Annotated in this window: 26 protein-coding genes; 18 read left to right on the top strand and 8 right to left on the bottom strand. The window is 66.8% G+C overall.

Features of this window, described 5'->3' with window-relative positions; translation table 11 throughout:
- Positions 1-2: 2 nt before the first annotated feature.
- From WA983_RS12990 to WA983_RS12975, 4 genes are all read right to left on the bottom strand, one after another.
- Complete coding sequence (locus WA983_RS12990; RefSeq protein WP_424247488.1) at positions 3-557, bottom strand: adenine phosphoribosyltransferase; 555 nt, start codon at positions 555-557, stop codon at positions 3-5.
- 75 nt (positions 558-632) lie between these two features.
- Positions 633-2,867 carry a CHASE2 domain-containing protein gene (locus WA983_RS12985; RefSeq protein WP_424247486.1) on the bottom strand — a complete coding sequence of 745 codons (2,235 nt, stop codon included), beginning with the start codon at positions 2,865-2,867 and terminating at the stop codon, positions 633-635.
- Between the two features lie 21 nt (positions 2,868-2,888).
- Positions 2,889-4,292, bottom strand: a complete 1,404-nt coding sequence (locus WA983_RS12980; RefSeq protein WP_424247484.1) for a FecR domain-containing protein — start codon at positions 4,290-4,292, stop codon at positions 2,889-2,891.
- Complete coding sequence (locus WA983_RS12975) at positions 4,279-5,619, bottom strand: surface lipoprotein assembly modifier (protein WP_424312145.1); 1,341 nt, start codon at positions 5,617-5,619, stop codon at positions 4,279-4,281. The genes WA983_RS12980 and WA983_RS12975 overlap by 14 nt, the downstream gene beginning before the upstream one ends.
- Before the next feature lie 273 nt (positions 5,620-5,892).
- Between WA983_RS12975 and WA983_RS12970 the strand changes: the two genes are divergently transcribed.
- The 12 genes from WA983_RS12970 (at position 5,893) to WA983_RS12915 (ending at position 15,843) form a co-directional block, all read left to right on the top strand.
- Positions 5,893-6,729: a metallophosphoesterase gene (locus tag WA983_RS12970; protein ID WP_424249895.1), complete on the top strand. Its 837-nt coding sequence runs from the start codon at positions 5,893-5,895 to the stop codon at positions 6,727-6,729.
- A gap of 98 nt (positions 6,730-6,827) precedes the next feature.
- The gene (locus WA983_RS12965) at positions 6,828-8,417 is read left to right on the top strand and encodes an HD-GYP domain-containing protein (RefSeq protein ID WP_424312144.1); all 1,590 of its coding nucleotides are present in this window, start codon (positions 6,828-6,830) and stop codon (positions 8,415-8,417) included.
- 18 nt (positions 8,418-8,435) lie between these two features.
- Positions 8,436-9,422 (top strand): KpsF/GutQ family sugar-phosphate isomerase, encoded by a 987-nt coding sequence (locus WA983_RS12960; RefSeq protein WP_424249018.1) that lies wholly within the window; start codon positions 8,436-8,438, stop codon positions 9,420-9,422.
- The gene (locus WA983_RS12955) at positions 9,422-10,024 is read left to right on the top strand and encodes a KdsC family phosphatase (RefSeq protein WP_424249020.1); all 603 of its coding nucleotides are present in this window, start codon (positions 9,422-9,424) and stop codon (positions 10,022-10,024) included. The genes WA983_RS12960 and WA983_RS12955 overlap by 1 nt, the downstream gene beginning before the upstream one ends.
- On the top strand, positions 10,021-10,638 hold the full coding sequence (gene lptC / locus WA983_RS12950) for an LPS export ABC transporter periplasmic protein LptC (RefSeq protein ID WP_424249022.1): 618 nt from the start codon (positions 10,021-10,023) through the stop codon (positions 10,636-10,638). The genes WA983_RS12955 and lptC overlap by 4 nt, the downstream gene beginning before the upstream one ends.
- Positions 10,635-11,231 carry a lipopolysaccharide transport periplasmic protein LptA gene (lptA, locus tag WA983_RS12945; protein WP_424249024.1) on the top strand — a complete coding sequence of 199 codons (597 nt, stop codon included), beginning with the start codon at positions 10,635-10,637 and terminating at the stop codon, positions 11,229-11,231. The genes lptC and lptA overlap by 4 nt, the downstream gene beginning before the upstream one ends.
- 5 nt (positions 11,232-11,236) lie before the next feature.
- The gene (gene lptB, locus WA983_RS12940) at positions 11,237-12,025 is read left to right on the top strand and encodes an LPS export ABC transporter ATP-binding protein (RefSeq protein ID WP_424249026.1); all 789 of its coding nucleotides are present in this window, start codon (positions 11,237-11,239) and stop codon (positions 12,023-12,025) included.
- Between the two features lie 150 nt (positions 12,026-12,175).
- A complete protein-coding gene (hpf, locus tag WA983_RS12935; protein ID WP_424249028.1) occupies positions 12,176-12,499 on the top strand; it encodes a ribosome hibernation-promoting factor, HPF/YfiA family in 324 nt (107 codons plus the stop codon).
- A gap of 91 nt (positions 12,500-12,590) precedes the next feature.
- Entirely contained in the window at positions 12,591-13,097 is a 507-nt protein-coding gene (locus WA983_RS12930; protein WP_424249030.1) for a PTS sugar transporter subunit IIA, read from the top strand.
- The gene (gene hprK, locus WA983_RS12925) at positions 13,069-14,007 is read left to right on the top strand and encodes an HPr(Ser) kinase/phosphatase (RefSeq protein WP_424249032.1); all 939 of its coding nucleotides are present in this window, start codon (positions 13,069-13,071) and stop codon (positions 14,005-14,007) included. Before WA983_RS12930 ends, hprK begins: the two co-directional genes overlap by 29 nt.
- Positions 14,008-14,059: 52 nt before the next feature.
- Positions 14,060-14,935, top strand: a complete 876-nt coding sequence (rapZ, locus tag WA983_RS12920; protein WP_424249034.1) for an RNase adapter RapZ — start codon at positions 14,060-14,062, stop codon at positions 14,933-14,935.
- A complete protein-coding gene (locus tag WA983_RS12915) occupies positions 14,932-15,843 on the top strand; it encodes a septal ring lytic transglycosylase RlpA family protein (protein ID WP_424312143.1) in 912 nt (303 codons plus the stop codon). Before rapZ ends, WA983_RS12915 begins: the two co-directional genes overlap by 4 nt.
- Positions 15,844-15,850: 7 nt before the next feature.
- Here WA983_RS12915 and rsmI read toward each other — a convergent pair whose 3' ends face one another.
- Entirely contained in the window at positions 15,851-16,789 is a 939-nt protein-coding gene (gene rsmI / locus WA983_RS12910; protein WP_424312142.1) for a 16S rRNA (cytidine(1402)-2'-O)-methyltransferase, read from the bottom strand.
- A gap of 31 nt (positions 16,790-16,820) precedes the next feature.
- Between rsmI and WA983_RS12905 the strand changes: the two genes are divergently transcribed.
- From WA983_RS12905 to WA983_RS12880, 6 genes are all read left to right on the top strand, one after another.
- Positions 16,821-17,324 (top strand): YraN family protein, encoded by a 504-nt coding sequence (locus WA983_RS12905; protein ID WP_424312141.1) that lies wholly within the window; start codon positions 16,821-16,823, stop codon positions 17,322-17,324.
- A gap of 84 nt (positions 17,325-17,408) precedes the next feature.
- A complete protein-coding gene (locus WA983_RS12900; protein WP_424248139.1) occupies positions 17,409-18,002 on the top strand; it encodes a phosphoheptose isomerase in 594 nt (197 codons plus the stop codon).
- Positions 18,002-18,718 (top strand): BON domain-containing protein, encoded by a 717-nt coding sequence (locus WA983_RS12895; RefSeq protein WP_424248141.1) that lies wholly within the window; start codon positions 18,002-18,004, stop codon positions 18,716-18,718. Before WA983_RS12900 ends, WA983_RS12895 begins: the two co-directional genes overlap by 1 nt.
- Complete coding sequence (locus WA983_RS12890) at positions 18,718-19,212, top strand: peroxiredoxin family protein (protein ID WP_424248143.1); 495 nt, start codon at positions 18,718-18,720, stop codon at positions 19,210-19,212. Before WA983_RS12895 ends, WA983_RS12890 begins: the two co-directional genes overlap by 1 nt.
- 1 nt (position 19,213) lies before the next feature.
- Positions 19,214-20,119, top strand: a complete 906-nt coding sequence (gene argB, locus WA983_RS12885) for an acetylglutamate kinase (protein ID WP_424248146.1) — start codon at positions 19,214-19,216, stop codon at positions 20,117-20,119.
- A gap of 37 nt (positions 20,120-20,156) precedes the next feature.
- Complete coding sequence (locus tag WA983_RS12880) at positions 20,157-20,897, top strand: pyrimidine 5'-nucleotidase (protein ID WP_424312140.1); 741 nt, start codon at positions 20,157-20,159, stop codon at positions 20,895-20,897.
- Here WA983_RS12880 and WA983_RS12875 read toward each other — a convergent pair.
- From WA983_RS12875 to WA983_RS12865, 3 genes are all read right to left on the bottom strand, one after another.
- Entirely contained in the window at positions 20,827-21,624 is a 798-nt protein-coding gene (locus WA983_RS12875) for a HesA/MoeB/ThiF family protein (protein WP_424250640.1), read from the bottom strand. The two genes, WA983_RS12880 and WA983_RS12875, sit on opposite strands and share 71 nt — an antisense overlap.
- The gene (locus WA983_RS12870; RefSeq protein ID WP_424250642.1) at positions 21,624-23,141 is read right to left on the bottom strand and encodes a S41 family peptidase; all 1,518 of its coding nucleotides are present in this window, start codon (positions 23,139-23,141) and stop codon (positions 21,624-21,626) included. Before WA983_RS12870 ends, WA983_RS12875 begins: the two co-directional genes overlap by 1 nt.
- A 102-nt stretch (positions 23,142-23,243) precedes the next feature.
- Positions 23,244-24,761 (bottom strand): murein hydrolase activator EnvC family protein, encoded by a 1,518-nt coding sequence (locus WA983_RS12865; protein WP_424312139.1) that lies wholly within the window; start codon positions 24,759-24,761, stop codon positions 23,244-23,246.
- Positions 24,762-24,783: the final 22 nt, after the last annotated feature.

Raw genomic sequence — 24,783 nt, 5'->3', positions numbered from 1 at the left:
GCTCAGACCTCGGAACCTGTTTCGAATTCGCAGACCGTATAGACCGGCAGGCCCGAGGCCTGGACGGCCTTCGAGCCGCCCAGGTCGGGCAGGTCGATGATGGCGGCGGCCTCGGCCACGTTGGCACCCAGGCGTTGCAGCAGGCGAGACGCCGCCAGCATCGTGCCGCCGGTGGCGATCAGGTCGTCGATCAGCAGCACGCGCTGGCCCGGCCGCACCGCGTCCGTGTGCATTTCCACCGCCGCGTTGCCGTATTCCAGGGCGTATTCCTCGGCCACGGTGCGATACGGCAGCTTGCCCTGCTTGCGCACCGGCACGAAGCCCAGGTTCAATTCGTAGGCCAGCACCGAACCGACGATGAAGCCGCGCGCGTCGATGCCCGCCACCAGATCCAGGCGCTGGCGCATGTAGCGGTAGACGAACAGATCGATCAGTACCCGGAACGAACGCGGGTCCTGCAGCACCGGGGTGATGTCCCGGAACTGCACGCCGGGTTTCGGCCAATCGGGCACGGTACGGATCGTGTCTCGGATGTACTGGGCCGGATCGGTTTGCATGGCGGGGTCCTGTGGCAAGGCATGGGGGCGGGCACAGTTTAACAAGCCATCCACGCGGCGGCGCGCCGGACGGACTTATTTCTGGAGATGATCGTGCACAGCATCCCAGTCTGCGGGCAGGCTGGCCGGGTCGATGTCCGCCATGCGGCCAAGATAGACCGCATACAGCGCCCCACTCTCCGGATCTTCGGCGCACAGCCTGGTCAGCGCCGACTGCGCCTGCGCCCAGCGGCGCGCGCGGTAATCCTCGATCGCCTGCTCAAAGCGCGCCAGGCGATCCTGCAGTTCCGGTCCGGCGCGACCGGCTTCACACACCGGTTCGCTGGCCTCGACGACGTCGCGCCGCCCCTTGACGCGGATACGGTCCACCGTGCGATACACGAAGCCCGGCGCCTGTGCGCGCGTGCTGTCGCTGACCAGAATGGGCACCCCGTAATAAGCGGTCAGGCTCTCCAGGCGCGAGCCCAGGTTCACGGCATCGCCCAGCACGGTATAGGCGCGCCGGTAGCGCGACCCCATGTCGCCCACATTCATCGATCCGGTATTCAGGCCGACTCCGATCCGGAACACCGGCAAGCCTGCCGCCTCGAATTCCAGCCGCACGCGTGCCATGCACGCCTGCATGTCCAGCGCCGTCTGCACGGCATGCGCCGCATGATCCTCATCGTCCAGCGGCGCATTCCAGAAGGCCATGACCATATCGCCCACGTATTTGTCGATCGTGCCCTGATGCTGGAAGATCACCTCGGTGACCGCAGACAGGTAGCGGTTGAGCAGGTCTTTGAGTGCGCCCGCCGACAGGGGTTCGGACAAGGCCGTGAAATTGCGGATGTCGGCGAACAGCACCGTCATCGGGCGCTGTTCGCCGGACGGAGTGACGCTGTCGGGACTGGCCACCATGCGCTCGACATAGGCGGCGGGCACGTATTCGCCGAACAGCGACTGAATGGCGCGTCTCTGCCGATTGGTCGAAATATAACCGCTGATGATGTTCAACAGCGCCAGCAGCACGACCAGCAAGACGGGCGCGGCCAGCGGCAAAGCCAGGAGCAGGCGGTCCCAGGCCCAGCCATTGGCGGCGACCAGGACCAGCAGGCACGCGGCGGCGCAGCCCATCATCAGGCGCGGGCTGCGCCCGGGCAGGCCCAGCGCCAGCAGCAGACCCAGTACCAGCATCAAGGCCAGCACCGCACCCGGCGTCCAGTCAGGCTGCACGTACAAGGTTTCCTCGCCCAGAGAGGCCTGCAACACGGCATCCAGCACATTGGCATGGGTTTCCACCCCCGGATAGCCGGTCTGTAACGGCGTGGTGCGCAGATCGGCCAGACCGAGCGCCGAGGTGCCGACCAGCACGAATGCGTCCCGCAAGGCGGCCAGCGATTCGGCAGGCGCGTCTCCGCGCAGCACCCCCGTGGCCGGGATCGTCAGAAAGCTGCCCGCGCGGCCCCGGTACGGCACCAGCAGATCACCGCGCTCATCGACCGGCACACGCACGCCGCGCCCGATGTGAATCCCCGTGACCACCTGCTGGCCGCCGCGATCGGCCTGTTCCAGCTTCAGCCAGGGGGCGCCCAGCGCCAGCCGCGCCATCTCCAGGGACAGCGCCGGATAGACGTCCGCGCCATGGCGCAACACCATAGGGACACGGCGCACGATGCCGTCCGGATCGGGCACTGCCACGACAAATCCGCCGCTGGCGCCGGCCTCGGTCAGTTGCGGCAGGCTGGCGGTGTAGTCGGGCAACGCCCGGATCGTGGTCGCGGCCTGCACCTCGGGCGGCAGCACCATGAAGGGCGCGGGCAACTGCCCCGCATCGCCGCCATCGGCATGCATGAAAAAACCCAGCAGCACATAGGGGTCCAGCGTCTGCGCCAGGATCGCATCGCCATCGAACGCCGCCGCATGCCCGGCCAGCGCCGCGCCCAATTCGGCGGGCAGGGCATCGGCCTGCAGCAACTGGCGCACTGGATTGGGGCCCGGTTCCGAAAACACCACATCAAAACCGATCAGGGCCGTCCCCTGGGCGCGCAGCGCCTGGATCAGCGCGGCCACCTTGGCGCGGTCCCAGGGCCAGCGCCCCTCGCGCTGCTGCGTGGCCTCGTCCAGATCGACGATCACGATGGGCAGGTCGGCTTCACGCTGCGGCGGCAGCAGTTGAAAACGCCAGTCATACAGCACCGCGTCCAGGCGGTCCAGCGGCCCGCCGTGGCCCGGTTCGCGAAATGCCGCCGCCTGCCAGAGCATGAGCAGGGCCATGAGCAGCAGGCCTGCAGCCTGCAAACCTCGCTTGCCGTGCAAGGCCCGAGTCATCACGCTGACTCCCGGGATGCTTTAGTTCGGCACCAGGGGTGCGACACCGGTGATGACGGTGGTGTTGTCCTGCAGCAAGTAGCTCACGCCGGCGCTGCCGCTGGTGGTCACGAAGCCCGTTGCATTCAACGTGCAATTCGTGGAGCATGTTCCTCCAGTGACGGGATTATGGCTGAGGCTGAAGGACGGAGCCGTAAGACTGTTCAGCACGCCCGCTCCCCCCGCGATGCCATAGGTTGCGGTCGGCATAGCCAGGCTCATGTCCAGCGTATAGGCCTGCGTTGCCACGGTGATCCCCAGATCGAACTGCGTCAGCGTGCCGATATCGCCATTATTCGCATAGGCGGACGGCGCCACGCCTGCGGGCAGGCTGAAGCTCAGCGTACCCGCCAGGGGCGCAGTCGCGCCCAACCCGATGATGTACGGCAGGGGCTGCGAGGTCGGAGACAAGGTAACGTTGTTGGCGTTCACGGACAAAGTACCGGCGCCCAATACCCCCCAGTTCAGGCCAGCGACCGTCGACTGAGAAATTGCAGTCGCCGCGCCCGCCCCGCCCAGATTGATCAGAGCGGAACCGGTATTTCCGAACGAGAGCAACGCCCCTGTACCCGTATCGAATACGGCATCACCAGGCCCGTCCGTGGGATACCCAACAGTATTGTCGACGGAAACCCCCATGTAATACCCCGGCCCCGAGACCAGGAACGGGTTGCGAACCGGCTCCACGGTCGCGAACAAAGGCAGTTCCAGATTGTAGGGATCGGCACGCACCATGCCGACAGGCGTCTTCAGGTCACCCTGCGGACCGGTCGCCATGAACACCGGGCCTTCCTCGGTCAGCCGGGGCGCCTCGCCCTCCGTCATGATCGCGTTGTAGCCCTCGGGCACTTCCAGCGTCCCGTACCGATTCGTCAGCACCACCTTGCCCCGCCCCACGTGTACACGCAGGGTGCCGGGCGGATCGATGATCGCGATGAACTCCGTGCCCCGGATGCCCAGCGTGCCGACCGGCGTCTTCAACTGATAGTTGTCCGGCTTGCCCTTGCCGATCGCGCCCGTGACCGTGCGCAGGCCGCCGCGCAGCAGGCCAAAGACCAGCGATCCGTCCTCGCCGCCCGCATCGCCCAGGCGATATTCTTCGACCGAGAATGTGGTTTCGGGCAACAGCGACACCAGCCCGCCGTCGCTGAAACGCAGTTGCGCCCGTGCGCCCTGGGCCGTGTCGACACGGTCGTGGTCGAATATTTCGCCCCCTTTGACCAGGGAGCGCCCGGCCTGGCCGGCTTCGGTCGCCGTCACCAGACCATGGACGAAATCCGCGCGGGCGGCGACTTCGGCCAGGGCAACGGCCGTACCCAGACACCAGAACACCACCGCACACAGGCCCGCGCCCAAGGCGCGCCGCACCAAGTCAGAACAGTTCATAACGCAGGCTCACCGAAAAAATGTGACGCTGATAGTCGCGCAGCGGAATGTTCGAGTTGCTGTCGATGTAGCGGTATTCCGGACGAATCGAGAGCTTGCGATTCAGGGCGTGGCTCAGGTTCACGTAGCCGTCGTACTGAGTGTCGCGGCGCGCCTTGCCGAACAGGATTTCCTTGCCCCCGTAATCACGCCATTCCACGCCCACCCCCGCCTCGACCTGGGTGCGCGGCGACAGCAACATCATGCCGCCGACGCGCAGGCCGCTGAAATCGTATTCCACAGTCTCGGGGGCATTGCTGTGCACACCGACTTCGCGCCCGCCGTAGGCGCTGGCATAGTAGATGGCCCGCCCATTGCCCAGCGCCTGCGACCACGACACCCCGCCCGCATAACGCGTAGCGTCGTTCAGGCTGTACTTCGGATAGCGCATCTGGGTCACGTGCGCGAAACCGTTGACCTCGGCGCGATCCGTCACCGAATAGGCATACTGGCCCAGCAGGCTGGCCATATCCCGATAGCCGTGCCCGCCCAGGTTGTAATGCTGCCCCTGGGCCTTGACGGTGAAGCGGTGCGGCCCCTCGGTGCGCATCAGGCCCAGCGCCCCATCGACGATGGCGGCGTCGTAGCTGTGCGCCGACCAGTACTGATTGGCCGTGGCGGTGCCTTCGGCCAGCAGACGCCAGTGCTCATTGAGCGGTGTGGAATAACGGATGTTGAACTGCGTCAGGTTGAAGCCGGTTTCCTGGGGCCGGCCATCCGGCGACATCCGGAACACCAGGTTGCCCAGGGCCGGCAGCGCCAGACTGCCCTGCGACATGGCGGTATTGGGATTGCTGTCGTAGCCCACGCCCGCCTGGATATAAGCATTCAGGCGCGTATCCTGGCCAGCCGATTCCTTGCCGGTCAGCAGGCGCAGGTACTCGTCGAGGATGGCTTGCACTTCCGGCGGGGGCGCGCTGCTCGAGAGAATCTCGATCTCGTTGCGCGCTGCCTGGACCTCGGTCAGCATCACGTGCGCGCGCAACATCCCCAGCCGGCACAGTCCATCGCGCGGGCTGACGGCCAGGCAGCGTTCGAAAGCGAACGCGGCTTGCGAGGGTTGGTCGGCCGCCAAGGCCGCCTGACCGAACACCCGGTCGAACCCGGGGTCGCCCGCCAGCCAGGCGACATGAGGCGACAAGGCGCGATAGGCCTGGGCACCCTGACCGGCCCGCACCTGCTCGGCCCCTTGGGCAATGATCCGTGCGGCATCCGGCGCGCCGGATGCCTGGCTGATCGAGACCACCGCCAAAAGTGCCAGGCAGGCCGCTGCAGAGCGTGCGAACACCCCTTGAGCTCCTCTGATCCAGCACCGCGCATCAAAACCATATCGCATGCTTTGCCTCACCCCGGCGTCACGGTGCGGTATCTCTGAGTGACACCCGCTCCGCTTCCGTCCGCCGCCTCGGAATGTTTAAATATTATTAATATCGTAATAATATGTTATTTCAGCCAAAAATAACCAAAACCAACACCGGATACTGGCTGACACGGAAATCGCGCGCACACTGTGTACCCCTGAACGCATATTCCTGAACGCATTCCGAACGGACCGCCGACCATGCCTTCGTCCTCCCCGCCCCCCCGGCCGATCGTGCTGGCCCACCTGACGGACATGCATCTGTTCGCCCGCAGCGGCGACACCTTGCTGGGCGTGGATACCGAGGCCTCGTTCCAGGGCGTGCTGCAACACCTGATCGATGCCGGCGACACCCCCGACCTGGTGCTGGCCACGGGCGATCTGTCACAAGACGGCCGCCCCGAGTCCTACACCCGGTTCCTGGACATGGTGACGCCCCTGGGGGCCCCCGTGCACGTCCTGCCGGGCAACCACGACGTGCGCGCCCCTTTTCATGCCATGCTGGCCGCTCACGCCGTCCCGGTGATCGACCAAGGCCCCTGGCGCATCATTTTGCTGGACTCCACCCTGCCCGACGACGAGAGCGGCTGGCTGGCCCCGGAACAGCTCGAACTGCTGCGCACAGCAGGCCAGGTCGAGGATGGACGTCACGTCCTGGTGGCCATGCACCACAACCCTGTACCCATGCACAGCGCCTGGCTCGACCCCATGCGCATCGGCAACGCCGATGCGCTTTTCACCGTCCTCGATACGCTGCCACGCGTGCGCGCCCTTTTGTGGGGACATGTCCACCAGGCGGGCGACAGCCTGCACGACCTGGACCCGCCCCCCGGACGCCTGCCGTTACGCATGCTGTCCACGCCGTCCACCTGCTTCCAGTTCACGCCACGCAGCGTCCGTTTCAGCATCGATCCCGTGGCCCCAGGCTATCGCTGGATCACTTTGCACCCGGATGGACGGCTCGACACCCATGTCGTGCGCGTCACGACGCTGGCGCCGGGACCCGATCACCCCAGCCACGACAGCACCGGCTATTGATCCCGCTCCGCCCTCGCGCACGGCTGATTGCCCCACACGGGAACAACACGTAACATCGGTTACCGGTTTTTTCAAACCCCTACTCCAGGACTCCCGCCATGACCCTGTCCAGCAGTCCAGGCGCCATCGACCCGGCCATCTTCCAGAAACTGCTCGACATCACCCTGTCGTTGTCAGCCGAACGCCACCTGCCGCGCCTGTACGAGCAGATCATCATCGCCGCCCAGGATTTCACCCATGCCGACGGCGGCACGCTGTACATTCTGGAAGGCCAGGGCACCGAACAGCGACTGCGCTTCGAAGTCATGCGCACGCTCAGCCTGGACATCCATTCCGGCGGCACCTCGGGGCAGGAGATCAGCCTGCGGCCCATCCCCTTGTGGCTCGAAGACGGCCAGGCCAATCACCAGAACGTCTGCGCCCACGTCTGGCACCGGGGCACGCCGGTCAATATCCCCGATGCCTACGAAGTCAAGGATTTCGACTTTTCCGGCACCCGGGCCTTTGACCGGGCCATGAATTACCGGACCACCTCGCTGCTGACCCTGCCACTGCAGAACCACGCCGGCGACATCATCGGCATCCTGCAACTGGTCAATGCCCGCGACCCCGGCACCGTTCTGGTGCAGGCCTTCAATCCCGCGCTCGAACCGCTGGCGCTGGCGCTGGCTTCGTCGGCCGCCGTCACGCTGGACAAGCAGCAACTTCTCCAAGGCCACAAGGACCTGCTCGACGCCTTCATTCGCACCATCGCCCAGGCCATCGACGCCAAGTCGGCCCACACCTCGGCCCACTGCCAGCGCGTCCCCGTGCTGACCGAACTGATCGCCCAGGCGGCCTGCCGCGCACAAGACGGCCCGCTCAAGGACTTCGCGCTGGACGAAGAAGACTGGTACGAACTGCGCGTGGCGGCCTGGCTGCACGACTGCGGCAAGCTCGCCACACCGGACTCGCTGCTGGACAAGTCCACCAAACTGCATGCTCTGAGCGACCGGATCGAGACCATCCAGGCCCGCTACGCCGCCCTGATCGCCCAGGAAACCCTGGCGGCCAGCGACCGGACCGACGACGGGTTCCAAGCCCGGATCGACCAATGGCGCAAAGACTGTGACTTCCTGGCGCGCGTCAACATCGGCGGCGAATTCATGCGACCCGAGGACCAGCAACGCGTGCGCGACATCGCCCTCCAGACCTGGACGGACCACACCGGCGCCACCCAGCCGCTGCTCTCCACCGAAGAAGCCGACATGCTGTGCATTGCGCGCGGCACACTCAACAACGAAGAGCGGCTGCGCATCAACCAGCATATCGACGTCACCCTGCAAATGCTCGAGGTGATGCCGTTTCCCAAGACGCTGGCGCGCGTGCCCGAATACGCAGGCGGTCACCACGAGAAAATCGACGGCACCGGCTTTCCGCGCGGCCTGACCGGTGAGCAGATGTCGTGGCCTGCCCGCATGATGGCGATCGCCGACATCTTCGAGGCCCTGACCGCGCGCGACCGGCCATACAAACCGCCCATGCCGCTCTCGCAGGCCCTGTCCATCCTGCGCGACATGCGCGACCGCCGCCACATCGACGCCGACCTGTACGCGCTGTTTCTCGATGCCCGCGTCTGGGAAACCTATGCGCGCGAACACCTGCTGCCGGCTCAGCTCGACGTGCAGGACCCGGCCGTCTACTACTGAACACAGTAAAATCGCGGGATGCATGCCCACCCTCAGCCCAGCCCGGAGGCGATCCGCGCCAGCGCCGACCATACTTTCGGCATCGAAATCCAGGCCCTGCAAGCCCTGCAAGGCCGCATCGACGCACGCTTCGCCCAGGCGGTCAGCCTCATCCTGGACTGTCCGGGCCGCGTCGTCGTCACCGGTATCGGCAAGTCCGGACATATCGCCCGCAAGATCGCCGCCACCCTGGCGTCCACCGGCACGCCCGCCTTCTTCATGCACGCCGCCGAGGCGATCCACGGCGATCTGGGCATGCTCACCGGCCAGGACATCCTGCTGGCGATCTCTTACTCCGGCTCGGCCCAAGAACTGATCACCATCATTTCCGTGGCCAAGCGCATGGGCACGCGCATCATCGCCCTGACCGGCAACACCGATTCCGAACTGGCCCGCAACGCCGATCTGGCGCTGGACGCCGCCGTGGACCAGGAAGCCTGCCCTCTGAATCTGGCGCCCACCGCCAGCACCACGGCCGCCCTGGTGCTGGGCGACGCCATCGCCGTCGCCTGCCTGGAAGCGCGTGGTTTCAACCGCGAGGATTTCGCCCGTTCGCATCCTGGCGGCGCCCTGGGCCGGCGCTTGCTGACCTCCGTGGCCGACGTCATGCGCAGCGGCGCAGCCCTGCCGCGCGTCGCGCCCGGCACCCTGATCCCCGATGCCCTGCCCGAAATGTCCTCCAAGGGCATGGGCATGGTCATCGTCATGGAGGGCAAACGCCCCGCAGGCCTGTTCACCGACGGCGACCTGCGCCGCATGATCGCCCAGCACGGCGACGTCCGCGGCCTGCCGGTTTCGGCCGGCATGAGCCGCCACCCGCGCTCGATCGCGGCCGACGCGCCCGCCATCGAAGCCGCCTCGACCATGGATGCGCACAAGCTCAACCAGATGCTGGTGCTGGACGGCGACGGGCTATTATTGGGGGCTCTGCACATGCACGACCTCCTTGCTGCAAAGGTCATCTGATGAACGAATTGCCCGGTTTCTCCCACCCCGCCGAAGCCCAGATCCTGGCCCGCGTCCCGGAAGCCATCCGCGACCGGGCTCGTGCCGTGCGCATGATGGTGTTCGACGTCGACGGCATCCTCACCGACGGCAGCCTCTGGTACGGAGAACAAGGCGAGGCCGTCAAGCCCTTCAACGCGCTGGACGGCCACGGCCTGCGGCTGCTGCGTGAACAAGGCATCCGCGTCGCCTGGGTCAGCGGCCGCAAAAGCGCCATCACGGCCCGCCGGGCCGCGGAACTGGGCATTTCGCCCGCGCTCCAGGGCGTCCACGACAAGATCACCACGGTCGAAGACCTGGCCCGCGAGGCCGGCCTCTCTCTGGAAGCCGTGGGCTACATGGGCGACGACATCATCGATCTGCCCGTCCTGCGGCGGGTCGGGTTTGCCGCCAGCGTGCCCAATGCGCCTTTCTATATCGGTCAGGCCGCCCATTGGATCAGCACCCTGCGCGGCGGCGCGGGCGCCGTGCGCGAATGCTGCGACCTGATCCTGGCGGCCCAGGGCCGTCTGGGCGCCTGCTTCACGGCGTCCCTGTCCACGCTGGGCGGGGCCATCCAGTGAAAGAACGTCTGCCCAGTCTCGTGGCCGTGCTGCTGCTCGGCCTGCTGGTGCTGGGCACCTGGTGGGCGTCCGACTATGCCCTGCGCTCGATCGAGATCGACCCGCCCCGGCGCGTGACCCACGAGCGCGACTCCTGGTCCGATCAGTTCACGATGGTACGCACCGATGCCGACGGACGCGCCGTCAACCGCCTGGAAGGCACCTCCATGGAGCACTTCCCGGACACGCGCGCCTACGAAATCACCGCACCACGCGCAGTGGGCCACCAGCCCAACGCGCCCATCACCGAAGGCACCGCCGACCACGGCACGCTGGACGAGCACGGCGACCGCATCGTGCTGGACGGCAATGCCCACCTCAAGCGCCTGCCCGATGCCGAACACAAGCTGCTGGACGTACGCAGTTCCCAACTGATCATCGAGCCCGACCTGGACGTGGTCCACACGGACCGCCCCGCGCTGGTCATCAACGGGAATTCCACCCTGCGGGGCAAGGGCATGCGCTACGATAACCGCACCCGCCAACTGACCGTCACGGCGTCCAGTGACGTCAAAATCTCGGGCGAGGATCAGGCCGCCCGCAACGCCGAACCGAAAAAGAACGCACAACCATGAAAACTCCGTCTCATGCCCTGATTGCATCGATCAGCGCCTGCGCCCTGGCCCTGGCCACCCAGGCGGCCACCGCACAGACCAAACCGGCACCCCAGGACGAACCTGACACGGTGATCCTGTCCGACACCCTGCACTACGACGACATCAACAAGACCAGCACCTTTACCGGCAACGTGATCCTGACCCGGGGCGCGATGACCCTGCGCGGCGACAAGCTCGTCACGCACGAGGACGCCCAGGGCAAGCAATTCGGCACCGCCACGGCCGCCAAGGGCGAGGTCGTCACCATCCGCCAGGAAAACCCCGAAAAATTCGAGACGCTGATCGCCACCGGCCTGCAGGCCGATTACGCGGGCGCCTCGGGCGACATCACCCTGACGGGCCAGGCCATCGTGATCCGCCAGATCTGCGGCCAGACCTTCGACAATGTCCGCGGCGCGCGCATCATCTACCACGAAAAAACCGGCACCTACGAGGCGTTCGGCGGGCAGAATTCGGCCGCCGCCGGCGGGCGCGTCCGCTCGCTGGCCCAGCCGCAATCCCGCATCGACCAGGCCATCGCCCAGTGCAAGGCCAAGAAGGGCCGCCCGTAATTCCCATGTCCGCACACGAATCCCATTCCACCACGGCCGGCGCCGTGCGTGCGTCCGGCAGCCTGCAGGCCGTGGGCCTGGGCAAGACCTTCGGCCGCCGTGCCGTTGTTCAGGACGTGTCCCTGTCGGTAGACAGCGGCGAAGTCGTCGGCCTGCTCGGCCCCAACGGCGCCGGCAAGACCACCAGCTTCTACATGATCGTGGGACTGATCCCGGCCGACACGGGCCGCATCCTGATCGACCACCATGAGATCACCGGCATCCCCATGCACCAGCGCGCCCGGCTGGGCCTGTCCTACCTGCCCCAGGACGCCTCGGTCTTTCGCCGTCTGACGGTGGAACAGAACATCCGCGCGGTCCTTGAACTGCAACGCGACCCCCAGGGCAACACCCTGTCGGCCGCCGCCCTGGAAGAACGCCTGGAGTCGCTGATCGACGAACTGCAGATCGAGCACATCCGCCGCAATATGGCGATTTCATTGTCGGGCGGAGAGCGCCGCCGGGTGGAAATCGCCCGCGCCCTGGCCACTCACCCGCGCTTCATCCTGCTGGACGAGCCCTTTGCAGGCGTGGATCCGATCGCCGTGATCGAAATCCAGCGCATCGTGCAGTTCCTGAAGGGCCGCAACATCGGCGTGCTGATCACCGACCACAACGTGCGCGAAACCCTGGGGATCTGTGACCGTGCCTACATCATCAGCGAAGGCCGGGTTCTGACCAGCGGCCATCCGAATGAGATCGTGGACAACGAGGCGGTGCGGCAGGTGTATCTGGGGAAGAACTTCAGGATGTAATCCGACTATCCTACACCGAAAGCAGGCCCTTGATGTGGCGGGTGCAATGGGTACACTGGACTTGTCATCGAACTGTCAGAAAAGGAGGTCTAGTCCATTCGTACCCGGTTCTCCCTGGAACCCTCCCCGTTTTTCGCAAGGAGTCTGCATATGAGCCTGACAATCACCGGTCGCAATCTGGAAATCACCCCGGCTATCCGCGAATACGTCCACACCAAGACGGCGCGCGTCCTGCGGCACTTCGATCAGGTCATCGACACTCAGATCATGCTGTCGATCGAACCCCAGAAGCACATCGCTGAAATCACCATGCGCCTGCGCGGCAAGGATCTGCACTGCGAAGCCTCGGATGACAACCTGTATGCGGCCATCGATCTGCTGGTCGACAAGGCCGACCGCCAGGTCATCAAGTACAAGACCAAGGCTCAGAACCACGTTCACGAACCTCCCAAGCGTCAGGAAATACCCGCCTGATCACGCAGCATCGGGCTGACTCCTTCGGCCCGAAACGACACATGGCCTCGAGACGCCCGTCCGGGGCCATATTGTTGTCTGTTTACCTATAATGGTCGCCATGACTCTCACTCCCCGCATCCTGCCGCCCGGCAACATCGTCCTGGACCTGGCTGCCACCAGCAAGAAGCGCGCCTTCGAGCACGCCGGACTGCTGTTTGAAAACCACCAGGGCGTCGCGCGCACGGCGGTCTTCCACAGCCTGCTGGCGCGCGAGCGGCTGGGTTCGACCGCGCTGGGCCACGAGGTCGCGATTCCCCACGGACGGCTCAAGGATCTGCGCGAACCGCACGCCGCCTTCATCCGGCTGGCCGAACCCGTCCGGTTCGATACCAACGACGGGCGCACCGCCCGCCTGCTGTTCTTCCTGTTGATCCCGGAAACCGCCACCCAGACCCACCTGGACCTGCTGGCCGGCATCGCCCGCCTGATGTCGGACGCCGGTATCCGCCAGGCCCTGACGCACTCCACAGACCCCCAGGAAGTCCATCAACTCATCCTGACCGGCGCGAGCGCCCCGACCCCTGAACATGCTGACCATCCAAGAGCTGATTCGTGACAACGCCGAGAAGATCGTCTTCACCTGGATCGCCGGCAAGGACGCTGCGGATCAGCACCTGATCCCCGACACCAGCGGTGCCGCTGCCGACCTGATCGGCCACCTGAACCTGATCCACCCGGGACGCATCCAGGTTTTCGGCACCGAGGAAATCTCCTATTACCTGCGGCTCGAACCGCGCCGCCGCCAGCACCATCTGAACGACCTGGTGACCGGGGGCGTACCGGCCATCGTCCTGGCGAACAACACCCAGGCACCCGACGACCTCCTGGCCTACTGCCTGGAACACGACATCCCGCTGCTGGCCACACCCACCGACGCCGCCCTGCTGATCGACCTGCTGCGCATCTACCTGGGCAAGCGCATGGCGCCCAAGACCACCGTGCACGGCGTCTTCATGGACGTGCTGGGCCTGGGGGTCCTGATCACCGGCGAATCGGGGTTGGGCAAAAGCGAACTGGCGCTGGAACTGATTTCCCGGGGCCACGGGCTGGTGGCCGACGACGCCGTCGAACTCTCGCGCACCGCGCCGAACTTCATCGAAGGCCAGTGCCCTCCCCTGCTGCAAAATCTGCTGGAAGTCCGCGGCCTGGGGCTGCTGGACATCCGCACGATCTTTGGCGAAACCTCGGTGCGGCGCAAGATGAAGATCAAGCTGATCGTCCATCTGGTGCGCCTTTCTCCTGAAAATTTCGAACGCTTGCCGACCCAGGACGAATACCAGGACATCCTGGGCATCCCGATCCGCCGGGTGATGCTGCAGGTTGCAGCCGGCCGCAACCTGGCCGTGCTGGTCGAGGCCGCCGTCCGCAACACCATCCTCAGCCTGCGCGGCATCGATACCATGGGCGAATTCATCGAACGCCAGGCCCTGGCCATCATGGAAAGTTCCCGGGAGGCCCGATCATGATCCCCTGTCGTCCGACACTGCAGCCCCTGCTGGCGCCTGCGCCGCACACACCATGCTGAACATCGTCCTCATCACCGGCATTTCCGGCTCCGGCAAGTCCGTGGCCCTGCGCATGCTGGAAGACACCGGCTACACCTGCATCGACAATCTGCCGGTGCGCTTCCTGCACGAATTCATCGCCAGCACCCGGGACAGCGGCCTGGAACGGGTGGCGGTCGCCATCGACGTCCGCACCCCGGGCGACCTGGACGACCTGCCCGGCATCCTGACCAGCCTGCGCGCCATGGGCACGGCGCTGCACGTGATCTTCCTGGACGCCGACGACCACACCCTGATGCAGCGCTATTCCGAATCCCGGCGCCGCCACCCTCTGACCGACCGCCTGCGGCAAGAGGGCCTGGACGCCTCTCTGCAGGACTGCATCACCCGCGAACGGGAACTCCTGGGCCCATTGCGCAATCAGGAACACGTCATCGACACCTCGAACCTGGCACCCGGACAATTACGTGCCTGGGTGCGCGATCTGGTCCAGACGGATCGGCCCGCAGTGATTCTGACCTTCGAATCCTTTGCCTACAAGCGCGGGGTGCCACACGACGCCGACCTGGTGTTCGACGTGCGCTGCCTGCCCAACCCCCACTACGACGCGCAGTTGCGCTCCCTGACGGGCCGCGACGCCCCGGTCGCCGACTGGCTGGCGCAGTTCGGCAGCGTCGAGAACATGATCGACGACATCGCCGCTTTCATCCGCAAATGGCTGCCCCTGTACATGCAGGACACGCGCAACTACCTGACGGTGGCCATCGGCTGCACCGGCGGCCAGCACCGCTCGGTCTACGTCACCGAACAGCTCGCCCGGCGCTTTGCGGATCATTCGCCCCTGCTGGTGCGCCACCGCAACCCCATGCTGCAGGAGCCCCGGCCATGAGACGAGCCCTGGCCCTCGTCCTGCTGGGCGCCACGCTGGCCGTCCTCGCGGGCTGCGCCTCGCGCTCGGGCGGTTACTACAAGGACGACGGCCCTGGCCGCGACATCCCGGCCGACATCGCCGCCATTCCCGACGCCGTGCCGCGCATCGAGCGGCACGCCCCGGCCAATTTCCGTCCCTACGAAGTCTTTGGCGTGCGCTACCTCCCCATCGGAGAAAACCAGCCCTACCGCCAGGAAGGCGTAGCCTCGTGGTACGGGCGCAAATTCCACGGTGAAAAGACCGCCAACGGCGAAACCTACGACATGTACGCCATGACGGCGGCGCATCCGACCCTGCCGATCCCCAGCTACGCGCGGGTGACCCGGGCGGGCACCAACCGCTCGGTGGTCGTGCGCGTCAACGACCGGGGGCCCTTCCACCCCGGGCGCATCATCGACCTGTCCTACGTGGCCGCCGCCAAGCTGGGCCTGATCGGCCCGGGCAGCGGGCGCGTGATCGTGCAGGCCATCACCAACGCCGACATCCGCGCCGGACGCGCCCCGGGGACGCCGATCCTGGCCTCGGCCCCACCCGCCGACACCGCCCGGGCGCAGCCGGTCAACCTGCCCGCCGCCCCCCTCGCGCCGCCGGCCCCCGTCCCTGCGGTTTTCGAGGGCCCCCAGCCGGGCGGCATCTATCTGCAATTCGGTGCCTTCTCCTCGGCCCAGAACGCCCAGTCACTGGCCCAGCGCGTCAACATCGAGGCCGCCGGTCAGGCCGGTCCCGCCACCGTCGCTCACCACCCGCCGCTCTACAAGGTCCGCATGGGGCCCTACCTGTCGCGCGACGAAGCCGCCCACACCGCCGCGCGGCTGGCGGAATCCGCCGGCCTGAACCCCGTGATCGCACTGGACCAGGGGCTTTAGGGCCTGTTCACCCTAATCGAGGGGATCGCGCCAGCGCCCAGGCATACAGCCGGTCGCGCGCCAGCCCGGTCGCACGGGCGCCGATCCGCGCCGCGTCGCGCACCGACAGGTCTTCCAGCAACGCCTCCATGATCCGGCGCTGTTCGGGCGACAGATCCTCGTCGGGCGCCTCCTCCCGTTCGTCGGCGTGCACCACCAGCACGAATTCGCCCTGTTCCCGATGGGCGTCCTCGTCCAGCCAGGCCAGCGCCTCTCCCGCCGGCAGAGTCCGGATCTCCTCGAACCGCTTGCTCAGTTCGCGCGCCACGGTCAACCGCCGATCCGGCCCGGCCGCCGCCGACAGATCCTGGAGCGCCGCCCGCAAGCGATGCGGCGTCTCGAACATCACGACCGGCACCGGCCAGGCGAGCCACCGGTCCAGCCATTTGCGGCGCGCCTGGGCCTTGGACGGCATGAAGCCGGCGAAAGCAAAGCCGGGCTCCTCATCGCGAGTGGCGCCGCTGGCCATCAGCGCAGCAATGACCGCGCTGGGACCCGGCAGCGGCACAACCCGATGGCCGGCCGCCTGGACCTCGCGCACCACGCGCGCGCCCGGATCGCTGACAGCGGGCGCGCCGGCGTCGGACACCAGCGCGATACGCTCACCCTGGGCCAGCCGCCGGATCACGGCTTCGGCCGCCTCGCGCTCGTTGTGGCGATGGGCGGCCAGCAGCGGCGTGGCGATTCCCCAGGCGTCCAGCAGCGCACGGGTGGTGCGGGTATCCTCGGCCGCGATCGCATCGCAGCGGCGCAGGGCCTCCCAGGCGCGCAGGCTCAGATCCCCCAGATTGCCGATCGGCGTGGCCACCACATACAGGGCACCCGCCGGCCAGGACTGGCCCGCCACCCCTTCAGCGTGACGTTTCCACGTCGGTCCGATCTGTTCCCAGTCTGCACTGTCCGTCATACTCATATCCTGTTCATTTGAATGTGCCGCCATGCCCGCCGATCCCTACGAAGCCGCCCGGCAGGCCCAGCGCGGGGCCGTGGCGCGCCGCCGTCGGCGCCTGCGTCGATCCCATCCGGCATCCGTGCCTGCCGATGCGTCCGCCAACGCCACCGCCGGCGAACCGCCAGCCGGATCCCCGACTCAACGCCAAGGCCGCGCGGCCGAGGCGCGGGCGGCGCACCACCTGGAAACCCACGGCGCGCACATCCTGGCGGCCAATCTGCGCTGCCGCGCCGGGGAAATCGATCTGGTGGCCCGCGAAGGCGCCCTGCTGCTGTTCATCGAGGTGCGGGAGCGCCGGAATCCGGCCTTCGGCGGTGCCGCCGCCAGTGTAAACCGCCCCAAGCAGGCCCGGTTGATCCGGGCCGCGCGCCATTTCCTGCCCCGGCTCGTCCAACGGCATTTCGGCGGCACGGCGCCGGCCTGCCGCTTCGACGTGGTGGCCTTCGAGGCGGACGGCCCGCACTGGATCCGCGACGCCTTTCAGGCGTAAAACACCCGGACAGGCACGAAATGGTCCGCAAACTGTTACGTTCATGTGTAACAGCGGTGGTGCTCTCATGCGATAATCGGCCCTATGGACATGACCTCCCGCATGACGTCACATTTCGACGACGCCGTCGACGCATTTCGCGCCAGCGCCCGCGAACTGGCCCCCGCTCTGGCGGCCGGGGTCGATCTGCTGTTCGGCGCGCTGACCAGCAACGCGCGCATCCTCGCCTGCGGCAATGGCGGCTCGGCCGCCGACGCCCAGCACTTCGTCGCCGAACTCGTCGGCCGCTTCGAGCGCGACCGCCTGCCCCTGGCCGGCATCGCCCTGAACACCGACACCTCGATCATGACCGCCGTCGGCAACGACTACGGCTTCAATGCCGTGTTCGAGCGCCAGGTGGCCGCCCTGGGGCAACCGGGCGACATTCTGGTGGCCATCACCACCAGCGGCAATTCGCCCAATGTCGTACGCGCCATCGAGGCCGCGCACGAACGCGACATGCAAGTCATCGCACTGACGGGCAAGGGCGGCGGCCAGGTCAACACCCTGCTCTACGAGACCGACATCCACCTCTGCGTCCCGCACGACCGCACCATGCGCATCCAGGAAGTTCACATCCTGCTGCTGCATGCGCTGTGCGACGGCATTGACGCCCTGCTTCTGGGAGATCCCCTCTGATGCCCGTTTTCGAACGCCCTCTCGCCCGCCTCCTGATCAGCCTGGCCTGCCTGGCTCCCCTGTCGGGCTGCGGCCTGTTCATCGTGGGCGGCGCAGCCGCCGGCTCCGCCGCCGTGGCCACGGACCGGCGCACCGCCGGCGAACAGGTCGACGACCAGACGATCGAACTGCGCGTCTCCAGCGAAATGAACAAGGCCTTCGGCGACAAGGCCCGCATCCTGGGCACATCCTATGCGGGCCGGCTCCTGCTGGTGGGTGACGTCCCCACCGACGCCGACCGGCAGCAGGCCGAGACCATCGCCCGGGGCATCACCAAGGTCCGTTCGGTGGACAACTACATCCGGGTCGGTGACATCACGCCGCTCAGCGTACGCACCAATGACACCTGGCTGACCTCCAAGGTCAAGAGCCAACTGGTCGCCACCGAAAACGTGCCCTTCCGCACCATCAAGGTCACGACCGAGCGCGGCATCGTCTACCTGATGGGCAAGGTCACTGCGGACGAGGGCCAGCGCGCCGCGACCACCGTCTCCGGCATCTCGGGGGTCAATAAAGTCGTAAAATTATTCACGATCGTGGCGCGCGAGACCCTGCTCGTCGAACCCGGCCAGCAAGGGACCGCCGCGCCCGTCACCGATGACTCCAGTTCCTCCGGCGCCTCCACGTCGTCGCCCGCAGGCGATGACGGCGGCGTCCAGACCATGCCCATCAAATGATGAAAAAGTTTCTTCTCGCCCTGGTGGCCGTCGTGGCGATCGGCGGTGCCGCTCTCTGGCAATTCCAGGGGTCCGCCCAGGCGGCACCCGACGTCGCCTTCACCGACCTGAACGGCAAAACCGTCACCATGCAAGACCTGCGCGGCAAGGTCGTCCTGGTCAAGTTCTGGGCCACCAGCTGCACCACTTGCGTGGCGCAGATGCCCGACACCATCCGCCACTACCAGGAACTGAAATCCCGGGGCTTCGACACCATCGGCGTGGCCATGCAGTACGACCCGCCCAACTACGTCAAGAACTTCACTGACACGCGCCAGTTGCCCTTTCCGGTGGTCATCGACGCTCAGGGCAAGATCGCCCAGGCCTTCGGCGACGTGCGCCTGACCCCCACGGCCTTCCTGATCGACAAGCAGGGCCACATCATCAAACGCTATCTCGGCAACTACGACGAAAAGGCCTTCATGGCCACAGTCGAACAGGCACTGGCTTCCTGACATGACGAATACCTCCCAGGACATCCCCTCCCAGACATCGGCCGCCCTCAAGGCCGAAGTCCTCTCCGAGGCTCTGCCCTACATTCGCCGCTTCCATGGCAAGACCGTCGTCATCAAGTACGGCGGCAACGCCATGACCGACGAAAGCCTGCAACGCAGCTTCGCCCACGACGTGGTGCTGCTGAAGCTCGTCGGCCTGAATCCGGTGGTGGTGCACGGCGGCGGCCCGCAGATCAACAGCGCGCTCAAGCGCATCGGCAAGGAAGGCACCTTCATCCAGGGCATGCGCGTCACCGACGCCGAGACCATGGAAGTCGTCGAATGGGTGCTGGCCGGCCAGGTCCAGCAGGACATCGTCATGATGGTCAACGAGGCCGGCGGCAAGGCCGTGGGCCTGACCGGCAAGGACGGCTGCCTGATCCAGGCGCGCAAAAAGCTCATGCCCGACCCCGACCATCCCGGCCAGACCCTGGACATCGGTTTCGTGGGCGACATCGAACGCATCGAACCGGCCGTGGTCAAGGCCCTGCAGGACGATCAGTTCATCCCCATCATCTCGTCCATCGGCTACGGCGAGGACGGCCAGGCCTACAACATCAACGCCGACGTCGTCGCCGGCAAGATGGCCGAGGTTCTGGGTGCGGAAAAACTCGTCATGCTGACCAACACCCCCGGGGTACTGGACAAGGACGGCCAGTTGCTGCGCAGCCTGTCGGCCCAGACCATCGATGCGCTGTTCCAGGACGGCACCCTGTCGGGCGGCATGCTGCCGAAGATCTCCTCGGCGCTGGACGCCGCCCGCTACGGCGTGAACTCGGTCCACGTCATCGACGGCCGCGTGCCGCACTGCCTGCTGCTCGAAATCCTGACGGATCGCGGCGTGGGCACCATGATCAGTTCGCATTGACACCGCCGCGAGCGCCGGACCGTCCCCAGGGGGCTCCATGAAGGCGCCCAGCCCCCTGCGGCGCCGGCGGGCCATCGGCCCCGACGATCCCGTCTGGCTGTTCGACCTGGACAACACCCTGCACGATGCTTCGCGCGGCATCTTCGGCGCCATCGACCGGCGCATGGGCGCAGCCGTCGCCCAGGCCCTGGACCTGCCCCCCGACCAGGCCAACGCCCTGCGCCTGCGCTACTGGAAACGCTACGGCGCCACCGCCATCGGCCTGGCGCGCCACCACGGCGTGAACCTGCACCAGTTTCTGGCAACCTGCCACGATTTCGACGTCGCCCCGCTGGTCCATTCGGAAACCGGCCTGGCCGCCCGCCTGCGCGATCTGCCGGGCACGCGCATCGTGCTGACCAATGCCCCGGCCCACTACGCCCGCCGCGTGCTGGACGCGCTGGGGATTCTGCACGAATTCGATGGCCTGTGGGCCATCGACCACATGATGCCCATGGGGCTGGCGCGACCCAAGCCGTCGCTGGGCCTGATGCGCATGGTGGTCGCCCGGCTGGGCGTACCCGCCCACCGCATCATTCTGGTCGAAGACACCGAACGCAATCTGAAATCCGCCCGTCAGGTCGGCATGCGCACCGTGTGGCTGTACCACCCCGGCACGCCGTTTTCCCGCCAGCGCAACGGCCGCGATCTATACGTGGATACGCGGATCAACCGCCTGGGGGCGCTGCTGACGCAGGCTCGCGCCGGGCGCATACCGGGCAGTCGGGATCGCGCCTGAAGCGGATCGTGTGCCACTGCATCCGCAGGGCATCGACCGACAGCAGCCGCCCGACCAGCGGCTCGCCCATGCCGGTGATCACCTTGATGGCCTCGGCCGCCTGGACGCTGCCCACCATCCCGACCAGAGGCCCCAGGACCCCGGTGGTGGCGCAACGCAATTCCTCGACGTCATCGGCCTCGGGAAACAGACAGTGATAACAGGGCGCCTCGTCGTCACGCAGATCATAGACGCTGATCTGGCCTGAGAACTTGATCGCCGCCCCCGACACCAGGGGCTTGCGAGCCGCCACACAGGCGCGATTGATGGCATGCCGGGTGGCGAAATTGTCGCAGCAATCCAGCACCACGTCGGCGTCCAGCGCCAATGCGCGCAGCCGGGCTTCGTCCAGCCGCTCGACCAGCGCCCGCACCTGCACGTCCGGATTCAGGGCCTGCAAGGCATCCCGGCCCGATTCGGCCTTGGGGCGTCCCAGGCCGGCCATGTCATGCAGGATCTGGCGCTGCAGATTGCTGAGTTCGACGAGATCGTCGTCCACCAGCGTCATCCGGCCCACGCCCGCAGCGGCCAGATACAAGGCCGCCGGAGACCCCAGGCCGCCGGCACCGACGATGAGCACCCGCGACGCCAGCAGACGTTCCTGTCCCTCGATGCCCAGTTCATCGAGCAGGATGTGCCGGGCATAGCGCGTCAGCCGCGCATCGTCCAGGACGGATGCGCGCTCCATCACGGAATCCGGATCAGACCTTCCGGGGTGACACGATAGCGTTCAACCCCGTCGCCGGCATTATTCAGGGTTTTTTTTTCCGCATCGGCGGGTTTGCCGGCCGCATTGTTCGCCGGTTTGGCCGCTGCGTCCTCGGCCTGAGCCTGGGCACGCGCCTGCTTCACCTGGGCGGGGTCGGACTTCTGGACCGGGCGGCCCTGCAGGACGTTGATGGCCTGCCGCAACTGCCAGTCGTCGGCGCCGCCGAATTCGAACATCTTGATCTCGCCCTGGACGAAATCGCCATCATCCGCGTCGTCCGCACCCGCCGCGCCGGCCTGGTTTTCCAGGTGGTGCTGCAGATCGACCTCGCGCTGCATGCGGAACAGGTTGCCGGCGGCACTGTCGTCCACGACGTCATCGGGGGCCACGCCGGTATTCTGGATCGAACGACCGCTGGGGGTGTAATAGCGCGCCGTGGTGAGCTTGATGCCCGTGTCCTTGCCCAGTTGCAGAACGGACTGCACCGAGCCCTTGCCGAAGGTGCGATTGCCGATGATGCGGGCGCGCTTGTAGTCCTGCAGGGCGCCGGCCACGATTTCCGAAGCCGAAGCCGAGCCGACATTGACCAGCACCACCATGGGCACCGTGTGCGTCCAGGCGGGCAACTGCCCGCCGTCCTCGACGCCATGGCTGCCATTCAGGGGACGGGCATAGAACTCTTCGTTCGAGGACGGAATGCGACCCTTGGTGGACACCACCAGCTTGCCGGGCTCGATGAAGGCGGAAGTCACGCCGATGGCACCGTCCAGCAAACCGCCCGGATCGTTGCGCAGGTCCAGCACCAGCCCCTTGGGCGCCTGCTTTTTCGACAGGGAAGCCAGCATCCGCACCATGTCGGACGTGGTGCGGTCCTGGAACTGGCTGATGCGTATGTAGGCAATGTCGTTGTCGAGCATCTTGCCGCGCACGCTGCGGGTCTTGATCATTTCCCGCACGATGTGGAATTTCAGGGGCTTGGGGCTGCCGGCGCGCTGGATCGTCAGGTCGATCGGGGTGCCGGGTTCGCCGCGCATCTTCTTCACGGCGTCGTTCAGGCTGACGCCCTTGGTGGGCTCGCCGTTGATGTGGGTGATCAGGTCACCCGTCAGAATGCCGGCGCGCGCCGCCGGGGTGTCCTCGATCGGCGCGATGACCTTGGGCATGCCGTCCTGGGTGCCGATCTCGATCCCCAGGCCGCCAAAGCCGCCCCGGGTGATGTCCTGCATCTGCTTGTAGGCTTCCTCGTCCAGATACACAGAGTGCGGATCCAGGTCGGCGAACAGGCCCTTGATCGCATCGTCGATCAGGGTCTGGTCGGGCACCGGCTCGACGTAGCTGGATTTGATCGCGCCATAGACGTTGGCGAACTGCTGCAAGGCCTTGAGCGGCAGGGGCTCGCCCTTCTGGGCAGCCGCCGAGATGCCGAGGCTGACCAGGATGCCTCCCAGAAAACCTGCCAGAACCCAGATCAACGAGCGTTTGTTTCGAGTGCTCATGCACGTTCCTAAGCGATGATTGGACCGCCATCGCGGTGCCCAAAGGCGCCTCGGAGGGCGAAGGATACATAGTACAGAAAGTTAAGTCCGCACGGGACAGCCCTATTTCAACCACATTTCCGGATTGATGGGCGCCCCCTGGTGCCGCAATTCGAAGTACAGGCCGGGTTCGACCTGGCCGCCCGTGGCGCCGACCCGGGCGATCTCGTCACCGCGTGCCACCACGTCGCCGACCTGGCGCATCAGGGTCTGGTTGTAAGCGTAGATGCTGAGATACTGCTTGCCGTGATCGATGATCAGCAGGTTGCCAAAACCGCTGAGCCAATGGGCGAACACCACACGGCCCGGGGCTACGGCGTGCACGGGCGTTCCCGCCGCCGCCCGCAGCACGACGCCGCGCCACAACCCGCCTTCCGGACGTTGCGCGCCGAACCGGCCCTGAACGTCGCCCGGGACAGGGCGCGGCAGGCCCTTGCTCAAACCGGGGAAGCCGCCTTCGGGCTCGGTGCGCGCGGCCGCCTCGCCCCTGGGTGCTGCCTGACCGGAGGATTCGCCCTGGGCCGATTCTTCCCGGACCGTCCCGGCTGCGGGCGGCGCCCGATCCGGGGTCTGCGCCGGCGCGGTCTCCTCGGCACGCGGTGCCTGCGCATCTGCCTCGCGCACGTGGCGTTCGGCCTGCTCACGCACCTGGCGCGCCTCTTCGGCGGCGCGCGCGCGTTCCTGCTCCTGCCGGACCTTTTCAGCCTGGGCGCGGGCGGCCTGTTCACGCGCGCGGCGCTCGGCCTCGGCCTTCAGGGCCGCCTGGCGCCGGGCCTCGGCCCGGGCAATCTCGGCATCCAGATCTTTGATCAGATTGCCCAGGCGCGCATCACGCGCCTGAAGCTGTTTCGCCTGACCGCGCTCATCGTCCAGCCGGGACCGGATCTTGTCCAGCACCTCGCGGCGCTGCGCCTGCTGGGCCTGCAGGTCCTGGCGACGTTTCTGGACGTCGTCCCGCACCGTGTCGAGATCCCGACGGCCTTCGTCGGTCTGCCGCCGCAGATCGGCCAGCCGGTCCAGCGTCTTGCGCAAGTCGTCGAGCGCCTGCGTGCGGGACCGGGTGACGTAGGCCAGCCAGGCCAGTTCGCGGCCGATTTCCTGCGGGTCGCGGCCCGAGAGCAGCGCGGTCCACGGCGACAGGCCACTGGCGTACTGAGCGCGCAACTGATCCGCCAGGGCCTGCTGCTGGCGCTCCAGCTCTTTGGACTGCTGGTCACGGGTGGTGTCCAGCCGGCGCAGACTGTCCTGCAACGCGACCTGGCGCCGGTCCAGTTCGGCCAGTTCGCGGCTGATGTCGGAAATCGCCTGTTCGGAGGCCTGCAGCGCACGGCTGGCATCCTCGCGCGAGGACTCCGAGGACTCGATGCGCTTTTGCAGCGCATCGATCTGCTCGCGCAGGGCAGTCTGGTCTTCGCGCGCGCGCGCCTGACGGGTTTCGGGGCTGGATTGTGCTCCGGCCGTCTGGCAGGCCAGGGCCATGGCAAGGCCCAGCAGGCCCAGCGCCCGCCACAGCCACCCGCGATCGAGCGCGCGGCGAGCGCGCGCACCCGGGCGCATGCACGCCCCGCCAATGAAGTCCATGTTCAGGCCCGGAACTGGTCGA

The organism is Castellaniella sp. (assembly GCF_049650445.1).
Classification (GTDB): Bacteria; Pseudomonadota; Gammaproteobacteria; order Burkholderiales; family Burkholderiaceae_B; genus Castellaniella.
The sequence above is the reverse complement of the archived record's forward strand: the minus strand, read 5'-3'. Positions and strand labels throughout refer to the sequence as shown.